At 59.9% G+C, this 13,192-nt stretch carries 10 protein-coding genes; all 10 read left to right on the top strand.

What is annotated here, in order from left to right; genetic code table 11:
• Positions 1–32: 32 nt before the first annotated feature.
• Positions 33–2,465: a heavy metal translocating P-type ATPase gene (locus tag ACFOSU_RS15460; RefSeq protein WP_380690839.1), complete on the top strand. Its 2,433-nt coding sequence runs from the start codon at positions 33–35 to the stop codon at positions 2,463–2,465.
• Between the two features lie 565 nt (positions 2,466–3,030).
• Positions 3,031–4,416 (top strand): TolC family protein, encoded by a 1,386-nt coding sequence (locus ACFOSU_RS15455; protein WP_380690838.1) that lies wholly within the window; start codon positions 3,031–3,033, stop codon positions 4,414–4,416.
• Positions 4,417–4,653: 237 nt separating this feature from the next.
• Positions 4,654–6,069: an efflux RND transporter periplasmic adaptor subunit gene (locus ACFOSU_RS15450; protein WP_380690837.1), complete on the top strand. Its 1,416-nt coding sequence runs from the start codon at positions 4,654–4,656 to the stop codon at positions 6,067–6,069.
• Entirely contained in the window at positions 6,066–9,197 is a 3,132-nt protein-coding gene (locus tag ACFOSU_RS15445) for an efflux RND transporter permease subunit (protein ID WP_380690836.1), read from the top strand. Before ACFOSU_RS15450 ends, ACFOSU_RS15445 begins: the two co-directional genes overlap by 4 nt.
• A gap of 61 nt (positions 9,198–9,258) precedes the next feature.
• Positions 9,259–9,495 carry a hypothetical protein gene (locus ACFOSU_RS15440; RefSeq protein ID WP_353250925.1) on the top strand — a complete coding sequence of 79 codons (237 nt, stop codon included), beginning with the start codon at positions 9,259–9,261 and terminating at the stop codon, positions 9,493–9,495.
• Positions 9,492–11,090, top strand: a complete 1,599-nt coding sequence (locus ACFOSU_RS15435) for a multicopper oxidase family protein (protein ID WP_380690835.1) — start codon at positions 9,492–9,494, stop codon at positions 11,088–11,090. The genes ACFOSU_RS15440 and ACFOSU_RS15435 overlap by 4 nt, the downstream gene beginning before the upstream one ends.
• A 616-nt stretch (positions 11,091–11,706) precedes the next feature.
• A complete protein-coding gene (locus tag ACFOSU_RS15430) occupies positions 11,707–12,147 on the top strand; it encodes a DUF411 domain-containing protein (protein ID WP_353250923.1) in 441 nt (146 codons plus the stop codon).
• Between the two features lie 31 nt (positions 12,148–12,178).
• Positions 12,179–12,505: a hypothetical protein gene (locus tag ACFOSU_RS15425; RefSeq protein ID WP_353250922.1), complete on the top strand. Its 327-nt coding sequence runs from the start codon at positions 12,179–12,181 to the stop codon at positions 12,503–12,505.
• 13 nt (positions 12,506–12,518) lie between these two features.
• Positions 12,519–12,809: a hypothetical protein gene (locus tag ACFOSU_RS15420; protein ID WP_353250921.1), complete on the top strand. Its 291-nt coding sequence runs from the start codon at positions 12,519–12,521 to the stop codon at positions 12,807–12,809.
• An 80-nt stretch (positions 12,810–12,889) separates the two neighbouring features.
• Positions 12,890–13,192: redoxin domain-containing protein (locus ACFOSU_RS15415; protein WP_380690834.1), on the top strand; the 303-nt coding region annotated here is incomplete at its 3' end.

Genomic DNA, 13,192 nt, shown 5'->3' with positions numbered 1-13,192 from the left:
ATCAGCAGGCAGCCAGTCACTGGAGCATCACCATGAACGACGCAACGGTCATCCCCGGCGATTTCACGCCCTGGAGTGATAAACCCACAGAACGACAAGGCGTTCGCCGCGTGCGAGCCCACATAGGTGGCCTGCACTGCTCGCTGTGTACCGGTACGATCGAGCGGGCGTTGGGCGCCAAGCCCGGGGTGAAGCGCGTGGCCGTCAGCCTGACCCACGAGCAGGCGCTGGTGGAATATGACCACGCCCAGACCGACGCGGCCTCGTTGATGGGTGCGCTCCAGCAGATAGGCTATACCCTGAGCGACCCGCGCAAGGTTGAACCCTTCGAACGCCAAGAACGAGCGCTGGCCAGCGAGCGCAATCGATTCGTGGTGGCGCTGGCGATGAGTCTGGCTGCTGTCGGGCTCATCGTTGATACCACGACGGTCTGGACCGTGGGCCTGTCGGCGTTGGTCTATATCAGCTTGGTCGGGTTCGGCTATGCGGTACTGCGTGGCGCCGGTCAAGCCGCAGCACTGACCGTCGCCGGCGGACTGGCTGCGGGCGGGCTCGCGCTGTTCGCCCTGCGTGCGGCAGGCATGCTCAGCGGCTTTGAGCCGCTGCTGGGGGCCACACTTGCCCTCGTCATCATGTTCGGCGTCGCGCGGCACATGTTGGTTATGGCCTTTCAAGCGCTGCGCCGCGGCATCCTCAATCAACACGTGCTGGTGGAGATCGGTGCCTTTGCCGGCCTGATCGGCGGTGCGATCGGCGTGGTTCTGAACCCCACGGGCTACCCGACGGCCGCGTTTTTTGCCGTCTCGGTGATGGTGCTCACCTATCACATGTTCTCCGAATGGCTGTCGCTGATTGTCAAAACCCGCAGTTCTCAGTCGGTCAAACGATTGTTGGACCTGCAGCCGGAAACGGCGCATGTCGTCACTGATGGCAACGAACGCGATATGCCGGTCGAACAGGTGAGCGCCGGTATGGAGGTGCGCGTGCGCCCGGGCGAGCGTATTCCTGTCGACGGCGAGATCGTCGGCGGCGCTTCAGATGTGGACGAATCGCTGATTACCGGCGAGTCGCTGCCGGTGGAAAAGTCCGTGGGCGGAGAAGTCGTCGGCGGCGCCATCAACGGCAGCGGCACGCTACTTGTCCGGGTCACCGCTGTCGGCGACGAAAGCTTTCTGCACCAGGTGATCAGCAGTGTCGAAGACGCGCGGGCGCTCAAGCCCGGCTTGCTGCATATCGTCGACCGTGTTCTGCAGGTCTATACGCCTACGGTGCTCACGATTTCGGTACTGGCGTTCTTGGCGTGGATCCTCGGACCGCTGTTATTCGGCAGTGATCCCGATTTCCAACGCGCGATATTCGCAGCACTCACCGTACTGGTGATGGGCTACCCGTGCGCGGTCGGCATATCCGCACCGCTATCAATTGTTCGCGGCGCCGGCGAGGCCGCGGATAAGGGCGTATTGATGCGTACCGGTGAAGCCTTCCAAGCACTGCGCAAGATCACGACCGTGGTATTCGACAAGACCGGTACTCTCACCGAGGGCCGACCGGCGGTGCGCGATATCCAGACCATCGACGTCGACGACAACAGCAGAGACAGCCTACTCGCGCTCGCCGCGGCCGTCGAAGCGGCATCCGAGCATCCGCTGGGCCGGGCTGTGGTCGAAGCGGCCCTGGCTCGCGGCCTCGACTTCCCCGAAGTCGATGATTTTCAGGCCGAGTCGGGGCGTGGGGTGACCGCGCGCGTGGACGGCGCCGATACTCTCGTGGGCAGCCCGGCATTTCTGAACTCGACCGGGGTGGAACTCGCCCCCTTGATGCAAAGCATTGAAGCATCGGAACATGCTGGCCATACCGTGATCGGGGTCGCCCGCAGCGGCCAGTTGCTCGGTGCGATCGCGCTCGGCGATGCGCTGCGCGCCGATACCGTCGAAACGGTGGCACGGCTGCATGCGCTGGGCATCCGTACGGCGATGCTCACCGGCGACAACGAACGCACGGCGCGCCATTTCGCTGAGCGCGCCGGCATCGATGACGTTCATGCTGGTGTACTGCCGGCTCAGAAGGCGGAGCGGCTACGCTCTTTGCAGCGTGATTGGCGTATCGCGATGGTCGGAGATGGCATCAATGATGCCCCTGCCCTGATGCAGGCCAATGTTGGCATTGCCATGGGCAGCGGTACCGATATAGCCATCGACGCAGCGGATATCATTATCCTCAACGGCCAGGTCGGCGCCGTGATTACTGCCTGGGAGATCAGCCGCTGGGGCTATCGCAAGATGCTGCAGAATGTAAGCCTCGCCTTCTTATTCAACGGCATCGGCATCCCGCTCGCCGCCACCGGACTCATCTACCCGGTCTGGGCAATGGTGGCCATGGCCGCGAGTGTGACCGCGATCTTCGTCAACTCGCTTTGGCAGCGGCCATCGATGTTTTTTGATGCAGTGGCAAGTGTGTCTGAGTAAGAATAAGGCCTGAGAGATTTATCTAGCCGCTGCCATGAGGCCAACAGGCCAGAATGTTGATTTCAAGTGAATACCGCTATGAAACAGTTGACCCCGTACCGCTCTCCAGACTTACAATTTTTTGCATACTGACCAACTGCTAAAGCCCACTTTGAAATCGTTCCTTGTCTATTTGCTGCTCCCACTACTGCTCGCTGCCTATGCGCCGCTGGCAGTGAGCAGCGTGGACGCCACCGATTCTAAAGTTCGGGCAAGTCTGATGTTTTGGTCCGCCCCTATGGCCCAGCAAAACACCGTGGCCGGAAATACCGCATCGGATTGCGCAGATGATCCGGTCTACCAAGCGCCGTGCACTTTGGGATGTGTAACCTTGGCAACCCGCACGGGCGCGCTAATTCCGGCGCGGCCGTGTAATCGTTCCCGTTTTGCCCCACGTCCGCCCTCGCCCCGTCCCGCCCATGGAGTGGGCTTGCTCCGACCGCCGAGGCTGTTCCAAAGCTAAATCGCATGACGTCAGGGTGCGCGCTCGATTGCGCGCTGCCCCCTCTAGCTTTGGAGATCAATCATGACCATTGGCCCCTTGGCACAGGCTTTGTCTGTGTCACTAAGCATGCGCGCGCAGTCTCGGCGAGTACTCTTCATACACTCGTTTCTGCTACTGGCAACCCTGCTGGTTGTCGGTTCCAACACAGCTTTGGCCGAGGATGCCCTACCGAAGAGCTCGCGCCTCGATGTCGATTCGCTTGTGGCATCGGTATTGCAACAGAACGCAGGAATACAAGCCCTTCGCGCAACAGTCGGTGCCGCCGAGGCGCGGGTAACACCGGCCGGATCGTTACCAGACCCACAGCTGTCAGTGGCCGTCGCGCCGGAAACCCTCGACGGTCTCGACACGCCAGCGGGTCGCACGCGCGGACCGAATGCACGATTCGAGATCTCTCAGGAAATACCCTGGCCCGGAACCCTGGGCTTACGAGCCGACGCGGCGCGCAAGAACGCACAAGCCGCTAGCCAGAGCGTTGCTTCTTTGCGGCTGCGCCTGGTGGCCGCTACCCGTGTGCTTTATGCCGATTGGCGTTATGTACATCGTGCACTGAAGATCAACAAGGCCAATCAACAGCTGGTCGAAGATCTGTACAACGTCGCTGAAAGCCGATATGCGGCTGGGCTCGGCCAGCAACAGGACGTTCTGCAAGCGGCCGTACAGCGCCAACGCCTCAAACATCAGGCGATACAATTTCAACGCCTGCGACGTGATGTGGGGGCGAAGATCAACCGTCTGCTCACGAGCGCCCCAACCGACGCGATCGCCCCGCCCTCTGCCCTGCCTGTACTGGGCCCAATTGTGGACTTCGACGCGCTGCGCCAGCAGGCGATTGCCTCGCATCCCGAGCTTGCCAAGATTGAACGACAGCTTGCCGCCCGCAAGGATCGCGAAGCGCTCGCGCACAAGGCCTTCTATCCCGACTTCAAGGTATTCGGCGGTTACAACAGCCTGTGGGATGCCAGGGAAAAACGCTGGGTGGTCGGCGTAGGGGTGAGTTTGCCTCTGGACCGAAGCAAATACCGAGCCCGGCTCGATGAAGCCCAAGCTCAGATCACGCAGAGCGAGTTCGAGCTGCAAGACCAACGCGCCGAGCTGCTCAGCGAATTGGAGCAGGCCTACGATGCGGCTGAGGAAGCGAAACACACGATCGCGCTCTACGAAAAACAGCTGGCCCCGCTCGCACGCGCCAACCTTAGTGCCGCGCGCGCGACCTATGGTGCCGGCGACGGCTCTTTTCTCGACGTGATGACCGCGGAAGAAAAGCAGCTGGATATCGATCTGAATCTCGAACGTGCACGGGCCGACTATTTTGCGGCGCGTGCACAGCTGGCGCGGTGGTCCGGGGCCGGGCTGGATTCAACGCCTGCTGATACCGGCTTGAATCTAGATATGTTCTTCCAATGAGGGCCGTAACGCTGGAGCCCGTGAATCACGACTTGATCACGAGGAGAGCAGCGGCTGTTGCTACGCCGGCCGCGCCAACACACGGCGCGGGCAGCGACGGCATGCCCGACGCATGCCAAGCGAGCACGGCATGACCCCCAAGGCCGCAGAACAAAATCTGCGTTACTTGCACATCACTCGGCCCAATCAGCACTGCGACTTCGGTCCGTCGGCCGCGCAAAAAAGTACACATACATCATGAAAAAATACGGTTTTTTTACCGCAACACTCGTGTTGCTGGCGCTTGCCACGCTTCTCGGCTACGGGATTGGCTCGCGCGGCGCGGAATTGTCTGGCTCGACTGCAATGGCATCTGGCGATTCTGCGTCGAGCGAGCGCAAGGTGCTGTATTGGAAAGCCCCAATGGATGCAGATTTTCGCCGCGACAAGCCGGGCAAGTCGCCCATGGGTATGGACCTGGTACCGGTCTACGCGAACGAAAATGAAAATGGAGAATCCAGCGACGTCAGGATAAATCCTGCGGTTGTGAACAATCTCGGTGTCCGTACGGCAGAAGTCAAACAAGGTTCACTTTCCAATCGCCTCGAAGCCGTCGGCTATGTCACCTATGACGAGGACACCATCACCAGCATCAATACGCGTGCCGACGGCTGGGTGGAAAAACTGGCGGTCAAGACTGTCGGCAGCGCCGTTGAGCCCGGCGAGATGTTGTACGAGCTGTTCTCGCCCAAACTCGAGACCGCACAGCGCGAATACCAGACCGCCCTGACGAGTGGCAGTCAGTCATTGATCAGTGCGTCACGCCAGCGGATGCGCTCACTCGGCTTCACGACCGAGCAGATTGAGCAGACCCGGCGCGGCCAGAAAGTCAGCGACCGGGTGTCTCGGCGTTCACCAACGGCTGGCGTCGTAGTTGAGCTGAATATCCGTGAAGGCGCGTACGTGCAGCCGGCCACTCAGGTCATGAAGCTGGCCGATCTCAGCAAGGTCTGGGTGCAGGTCGAAATGGATGAGGGTAGCGCGGCGCTGATAGAAAAAGGACAGACGGCGATCGCAAAGTTCGAGGCGTTTCCCGACCGGCAGTGGGAGGGCACGGTCGACTATATCTACCCGACGGTCGACGAAAAAACACGGACAGTGAAGGTGCGGGTGCGCTTCGAGAATCCGGATCGCAAGCTGCAGCCCAACATGTACTCGCACGTGACGATCAAGACGGCACCGCAGAAAAATGCGGTATTCATTCCGCAGATGGCGCTGATTCGTACTGGTCAGAGTCAGCGCGTGGTTGTCTCGCGCGGTGACGGTCGTTTCGATGTATGCCCGGTCGAGGCCGGTACGAGTTCCGGCGACCGGGTTGAAATTCTCGCAGGCCTGCGAGCCGGCCAGCATGTCGTTACGTCGGCCCAGTTCATGCTCGACTCCGAAGCCAATGTCGACGCAGCCGCGCTACGGCTTGGAACCGACAAACCCGGCTGCGCGGCCGAACCGGCGTCGACGGAAGCGAGCATGTCGACCATGTCGATGGCGAACCCCGGTACCGCGACACCCGAAACAGCCGAGAAAATGCCGTCTGCGATGCCTGGCAATGATATGCCCGATATGGATATGGGCGGCGCAATGCAACCCGAGCAAGACAAGGCAGCACAGCCATGATCACGGCCATCATCCGTTGGTCACTGACCAATCGCGCCTTCGTCCTTTTAGGACTGGCACTCACCGTCGTCGCCGGTCTGTATACCCTGCAGAGAACGCCGGTGGACGCGATCCCCGACCTGTCGGACGTTCAGGTCATTGTCAAAACGTCATACCCTGGCCAGGCGCCACAGGTGGTACAGGATCAGGTCACTTACCCGCTGGAAACGGCGATGCTGGCGGTGCCCGGGGCGACCGTGGTGCGTGGCTATTCTTTTTTTGGCGACTCGTTCGTCTACATCATTTTCGAGGAAGGCACGGATCTCTACTGGGCACGATCCAGAGTCCTTGAATACCTGAACCAAGTCGCCCCTAGCCTACCTGCCGAGGCCAATCCAAGCCTCGGGCCGGATGCCACGGGGGTCGGATGGGTCTACGAGTACGCGCTGGTGGACAAGACCGGTCAACACGATCTTGCCGAGCTGACCAGTATTCAGGACTGGTTTCTGAAGTATCAGTTGCAGACTGTTTCCGGCGTCGCCGAGGTGGCGACCGCTGGCGGCATGGTGCGCCAGTACCAGGTCGTGGTGAATCCCGACAAGCTGCGCGCCTACGGCATCACGCTTAACCGGGTCAAATCAGCGATCCAGAACGCGAATCAAGAGACCGGCGGCGCCGTGGTGGAGTTGGCCGAAGCCGAATACATGGTCCGGGCCAGCGGTTATCTACAGAACATCAAGGATCTGCTGCAAGTGCCCTTGATGACAGACGACAAAGGCACGCCGGTACAGGTCAAGGATGTCGCGGAGGTTCGCCATGGGCCACAGATCCGGCGCGGTATCACCGAACTCAACGGTCAGGGCGAAGTCGTGGGCGGTGTCATCGTCATGCGGTCGGGCGAAAACGCACAGGAAGTCATCGACGGCGTAAAGACCAAGCTGGCTGCGTTGAAGAGCGGCCTGCCGCCCGGCGTTGAGATCGTGCCCACCTATGACCGCTCGGAATTGATCGACAAAGCCATCGAGAATCTACGCGGCAAGCTGATTGAAGAATTCCTGGTGGTCGCACTGATCTGCGGATTGTTCCTGTTTCATCTGCGTTCGGCGTTGGTGGCCATTGTCAGCTTGCCGGTTGGCATTTTGATGGCGTTCATCGTCATGCACATGCAGGGACTCAACGCGAACATCATGTCGCTGGGCGGCATCGCGATTGCAATCGGCGCGATGGTGGACGGGGCCATCGTGATGATCGAAAACCTGCACAAACACATGGAGCGCGAAACTGTAACCAAGGAAAACCGATGGCGGATCGTGGCCAACGCCACCATCGAAGTCGGCCCGCCCCTGTTCTTTGCTCTGGTGATTATTGCAGTGTCATTCCTGCCGGTGTTTACGCTGACAGGACAGGCCGGCCGTATGTTCGCGCCGCTGGCCTATACCAAAACCTATGCGATGGCGGCAGCCGCGATTCTTGCGATCACGCTTGTGCCGGTGCTGATGGGCTATTTCATTCGCGGCCGTATCATGCCCGAACACCGTAATCCGGTGAACCGACTTCTGACCGCTATCTACCGGCCGGCCATCAACACGGTGATGCGTTATCCCTGGCCCGTTCTGATCGCGGGAGTGGTCGTCATAGCGGCCAGCATCTGGCCCGCGAACCAGCTGGGTTCCGAGTTCATGCCGCCGCTGGACGAAGGCGATCTCATGTACATGCCTTCGGCGCGACCGGGCATCTCAGCCGACAAAGCACGCCAGACACTGCAGCAGACCAACAAGCTGATCATGAGCGTACCGGAGGTCGAGTCCGTATTCGGCAAGATGGGACGCGCCAGAACCGCCACCGACCCGGCCCCATTGGCGATGGTCGAGTCGATTATCCAGTTCAAACCCGAGTCAGAATGGCGGCCTGGGATCACCAAGGCCGATATACGCAGGGAACTCGAGGAGCGTGTTCATCTGCCCGGCCTGACCAACGCCTGGGTGATGCCGATCAAGACACGAATCGATATGTTGTCCACGGGCATAAAAACCCCGATCGGCATCAAGGTCGGCGGCCCGAACCTGAATGAGATCGAGAAAATTGGTAAACGACTGGAGCAACTGCTGCCCAAGGTCGAAGGCACCATGTCGGTCTATGCCGAGCGCGTTGCCGGGGGGCGCTATATCAAGGCGGATATCGATCGAGGTCGAGCTGCCCGTCTGGGTCTGAATATCAATGATGTACAGAACGTCATCCGCACGGCCATCGGCGGGATGAATATCACGGAAACCGTCGAGGGCCTGGAACGCTATCCGGTTAACCTGCGATATCCGCGTGACTGGCGCAATTCGGTGGACAGCCTGCGCCAATTGCCGATCGTCACGGCCCGCGGCGGTCATGTGAGGCTCGGCGATGTCGCCGATGTCTATATCGAAGATGGGCCGCCCGTGATCAAGAGCGAAGCCGCACAGCTGACGGGCTGGACCTATGTCGATATTGCCGATCGGGACGTGGGCTCATATGTGGCCGAAGCCCAAAAGGTCGTGGCCGACCAGATCCAGCTCCCACCTGGATATTCACTGACCTGGTCGGGTCAATACGAATATATGCAAAAGGCGCGGAAGAGCCTGGCATTGGTGATCCCCGTCACGGTTGCCCTGATCGCCCTGCTGCTCTATATGGCATTTCGTAGCGTCGCCCAGACCCTGATTATCCTGGGCACGCTGCCAATGGCGCTGGCCGGCGGCATCTGGCTGCTTTATTGGCTCGGTTACAACATGTCGGTCGCGGTCGCGGTTGGGTTCATCGCTCTGGCAGGCGTCACGACAGAAATCGGCGTGGTGCTGCTTGTGTACCTGAACCTGTCTGTAGGTCTTTACCTAGAACGCTGCACGGCCGACTCCAGAGAAATCTCTTTCAACGGCGTGCGTGATGCCGTACGCGACGGTGCCCTGCAACGCCTGCGTCCGATTTCCATGACGGTCGCTGCGATTGTCGCCGGTTTATTGCCGGTTATGTTCGGCCACGGCACCGGCTCGGAAGTCATGCGCCGCGTGGCCGCACCCATGATCGGCGGCATGCTCAGCTCACTGGTGCTCACCATGCTGGTCATGCCCGCCTTGTATCTGCTGTGGGAATGGCCCCGCCTCAGGCGGAGAAATCATTGACACGCCGCCCAATCGCCTACGAATAGCATCGATAAACTCAGATGAACCGCGAGAAAATACAATGAGATACGTCACGACAATCGTTCTGAGCCTGCTCATTGCCTTGTTCGGGGTCGCCCACGCAGCCGAAGGCGATGGGTCCGGCCAGATGGGCGCCGGCGGCATGATGAGCGGCTCGATGATGCAAGGCGGTATGCTGGGCGGGCCAATGATGGTCGCCTGCATGCTGTTCGCGGTGTTGCTGCTCGCCTTGCTGGTGCTTGCCATCATGGCGCTGGTCAAGTACCTGCGCAAATGAGCACGTCGCACACCACGCCCATTGACCGCGGGCGCCGGATTCTAGTGCGTGGCCTCGGGAGCCTCGCGGGGGTCACGGTGGTCTCGCCGACCCTCCTGTTGACCGCCTGCAATGATAAGACGGCGGCTGATGAAAACGGCAATGGCAGTGCATACCACGGCATCACAGATGGCCGGTTCAGCGTCGACATGCGCCTGCGCGCGCATCCCGATACGGTGTCGATCTTGTCCGGGTCGCCCAGCGAAGTCTGGCGCTATACCGCTAACCGGCTGAGCGGCCCGGAGGATACGCTCACGCCCCTGGGCGACGGCTATTGTGGGCCGGTCATCCGGCTGCGGCGCGGCCAGCGTGTACGGATGCGATTGGAAAACCGGCTACCCGAGGACACCACTGTGCATTGGCACGGCCTACACGTACCGCCGGATGTCGATGGCCAACCGCGCCTGCCAATCGGACCTGGCGCGGCCATGACCGTGGCATTCAACGTGGTCGATCGTGCAGGACTGTACTGGTATCACCCGCATCCGCATGGGCCCGACGGCGGCCGCGTGGGCTTTCAAAGCTATGCCGGGCTGGCCGGGCCGTTGATTATCGAGGACGACACCGAGCGTGCGCTAGGCCTACCGGCCGGCGATCAGGAAATGATTCTCTTGTTGCAGGATCGCAGTTTCGCCGGCGACAACGAGCTGACCTATCTGGATGGCGGCATGGGATCGATGATGACGCGCATGCGCGGCTTCCTCGGGGATCAGGTTTTGGTCAACGGCCGGCCGCCTGAAACCAGAGACGTTGGCACTAGGCCCTATCGCCTGCGCATTCTCAACGGCTCCAATTCCCGTATCTACAAGCTGGCCTGGAGCGACGACCGGCCGGTCACCGTGATCGGCACCGGCGGCGGCTTGCTGGCCGCGCCAGAACAGCGTCCGTTCGTCACCCTGGCCCCCGCCCAGCGTATCGACCTGTGGGTCGATCTATCGACGACCGAACCCGGCAAAGCGCTACGCTTGGTTAGCGACAGCTATAGAGGCGGAATGATGGGCGGCATGGGCGGCATGATGAGCGACATGGCGCTACCTGCCGGCGCACGCTTCGATGTGCTCACTCTCAGCGTCACGCGCCGCGAGCGCGGCGGAGCGCCGCTACCCAAGCGCCTGGCCGACGCTCTGCAACTACCGACCGTGGACCAAGACACCCGGGTGCGCCGCTTCGAACTGGGCGTGGTCATGATGCGCGGCTTTGCCATCAACGGGCGCCAATTTCGAGGCGCGACGGTGGCCGACGACGAAACCGTAACCCTCGGCGATACCGAAATCTGGGAGTTCGTCAACAACACGATGATGCCGCATCCCATGCACGTGCACGGCCTGCAGTTTGCGGTGATCGGACGCAAGCAGGTCGGCAGTCGCCGTGGTTGGTCCGGGCTCGCGGCCGGTTTGGTCGACGCAGGGCTGCACGACACCATACTCGTACTGCCGGGCGAACACCTACGAATTGCGTTGACCTTTACCGATTTCGATGGTCTGTATCTCTATCACTGCCACAATATGGAACACGAGGACAACGGCATGATGCGCTACTACAGGGTGCGAGCATGAATAGGGCCTTTTCAACAAAAAAACTCCCAACTCTGTACCCGACTTCAGTCTTGTAAAGCACAAAACATACGCTTATATTCAACTTGTGAAGAAGATTATCGCCAATTTCCTTATGATATTTGTCGTGGTCGGCAGCGTGTTGTCGAGCCCGGCGATTATGGCGTCTTCCATGCACTCGGCTGTCCAGACCGCGCCCGCCGCCGTCGACGCCTGTGCGCTGTGTCAGTCCGATGCGTCGGACCAGTCCCAAGCGGCACCAGGCACACCAACCACTTGTGCTGCCTCTGCCTGTGCAATGTTTGCCAGCGTGGACAGTGCGGGATTACAGAGTGTCCAGCCTATCTCCGCGACACGTGTTTCTTCGGTCTGCGTTCACCGCGGACGACTGCTCGACGGTCCCGAGCCCTTCCCTCCGCGTCACTGCAACGCTTGATCCGGTGGGCCTCTAGCCCATCACTGTCCGGATTTCCTGACGAGCATACTTGGTACTGCTGTGCGCGCGTAACGCATCGGCAGTCTCCGTTCGCCACGACCTGAAAGGCGATCGTGCAAACCCGTGCTCTCACCGAACTTATCCGGATACGCATCAGTTCAAGTGACATGGAGTCATATCACAATGAAAAATCATCTCAACCGCGCCATCGCGACGCTGTCGCTGTGGGTTCTGGTATCGGTCTTTGCCGGTGTCGCTTCGTCCGCACCGGTTACAGCAACGCTGTATCACAACCCCGGCTGTATGTGCTGCGAGAAATACGCGGACTATCTAAATGAAAACGGCTTCGATGTGAAGGTTGTCGACAGCGACGACATGGCAAGCACCAACCGTGAACACGGCGTGCCGCCAAATCTCGCCTCCTGCCACACCATGATGGTTGGCGACTATGTGGTAGTCGGCCACGTGCCTGCCGAAGTGGTCAGGGAGCTGCTGAACGAACAGCCGGATATTCGCGGTATTTCATTGCCCGGCATGCCCATGGGCTCCCCGGGCATGGGCGGCGAGAAAGCATCGCCGTTCGTGATCCGCACCCTGAATGACGATGTCTACACCACCTACTAACCCGCAGCTTGATCGATAACAAGGAGAATCAATGATGAAAAGCTCGAACTCCGACGCATCGTCGTCGCAGCAGGAATCGCATCAAACCGGACAGCGCTGGCTTGAGCCGCGAAGCATGATCGTTGGCGGCATCGCCGTCGCAGCGATTGGCCTGATCTTCAACTGGAACTGGATCGTGGCCGTCGGGGTCGCACCCCTGCTATTCACCCTGCCCTGCATGATCATGATGGGTTGGATGATGTGGAGTATGCGGCCACGGCAATCCACTGAAGACCAACCGTCTATGACGACTAAGACAGAAGAAAGGTCGCAGACGCAAACCGATGAACATAGTTCTAATCGCATTACTCATGTTTAAACGGACCACATCCATGAAAAAATTTATCTACACCGTCATCGCAGGCACTCTAATAGCTGCGAGCCTGACATCGACGGCAACCGCGCAACAGGAATTTGTTGAATCTCAATTGACCAACGACAAACCGATGGATTCCAGCATGTCTCAACAGCATGGAATGAAAATGATGAGTCAGCCCCACATGAAGAAGATGATGCTCCACATGAAGGACATGCTGGCGAGCTGCGACACGATGATGCAACAACGGTCTGCGCCCGATAGTGCATCGAACGCCTATAAATCTCTACGTCCCGACGGCGCTTAACAAGAACCGTAGCAACTTCTGAAACAGTCCTCTCCGGGGGACTGTATCGATCTTCTAGAACAATTTCATAGGTAGCAATAATGAGTTTACATTTAGGCGACGACTCTCCCGATTTCAGCGCCGATACCACGGAAGGCAAGATCGATTTTCATGATTGGCTGGGCGACAGCTGGGGCGTGCTGTTCTCGCACCCGGCGGATTTCACCCCGGTGTGCACCACCGAACTGGGCGAAACCGGCCGTCTCAAGGACGAGTTCGCCAAGCGCAACACGAAAGTCATCGTGGTGTCGGTGGACTCGGTGGAGGACCACAAGCGCTGGTCGGCGGATATCGAGGAAACCCAGGGCTGCGCGGTGAACTTCCCGATCATCGGCGACACGGAT

The organism is Salinisphaera aquimarina, from assembly GCF_042643355.1.
In the GTDB taxonomy this organism is placed as follows: domain Bacteria; phylum Pseudomonadota; class Gammaproteobacteria; order Nevskiales; family Salinisphaeraceae; genus Salinisphaera; species Salinisphaera aquimarina.
This window is presented reverse-complemented; position numbering and strand designations above follow the sequence as displayed.

What these genes read in the sequence shown, in the direction of transcription:
- ACFOSU_RS15460 (WP_380690839.1), top strand. Translation starts at nt 33, where the DNA reads ATGAACGACGCAACGGTCATCCCCGGCGATTTCACGCCCTGGAGTGAT.
- ACFOSU_RS15455 (WP_380690838.1), top strand. Translation starts at nt 3,031, where the DNA reads ATGACCATTGGCCCCTTGGCACAGGCTTTGTCTGTGTCACTAAGCATG.
- ACFOSU_RS15450 (WP_380690837.1), top strand. Translation starts at nt 4,654, where the DNA reads ATGAAAAAATACGGTTTTTTTACCGCAACACTCGTGTTGCTGGCGCTT.
- ACFOSU_RS15445 (WP_380690836.1), top strand. Translation starts at nt 6,066, where the DNA reads ATGATCACGGCCATCATCCGTTGGTCACTGACCAATCGCGCCTTCGTC.
- ACFOSU_RS15440 (WP_353250925.1), top strand. Translation starts at nt 9,259, where the DNA reads ATGAGATACGTCACGACAATCGTTCTGAGCCTGCTCATTGCCTTGTTC.
- ACFOSU_RS15435 (WP_380690835.1), top strand. Translation starts at nt 9,492, where the DNA reads ATGAGCACGTCGCACACCACGCCCATTGACCGCGGGCGCCGGATTCTA.
- ACFOSU_RS15430 (WP_353250923.1), top strand. Translation starts at nt 11,707, where the DNA reads ATGAAAAATCATCTCAACCGCGCCATCGCGACGCTGTCGCTGTGGGTT.
- ACFOSU_RS15425 (WP_353250922.1), top strand. Translation starts at nt 12,179, where the DNA reads ATGATGAAAAGCTCGAACTCCGACGCATCGTCGTCGCAGCAGGAATCG.
- ACFOSU_RS15420 (WP_353250921.1), top strand. Translation starts at nt 12,519, where the DNA reads ATGAAAAAATTTATCTACACCGTCATCGCAGGCACTCTAATAGCTGCG.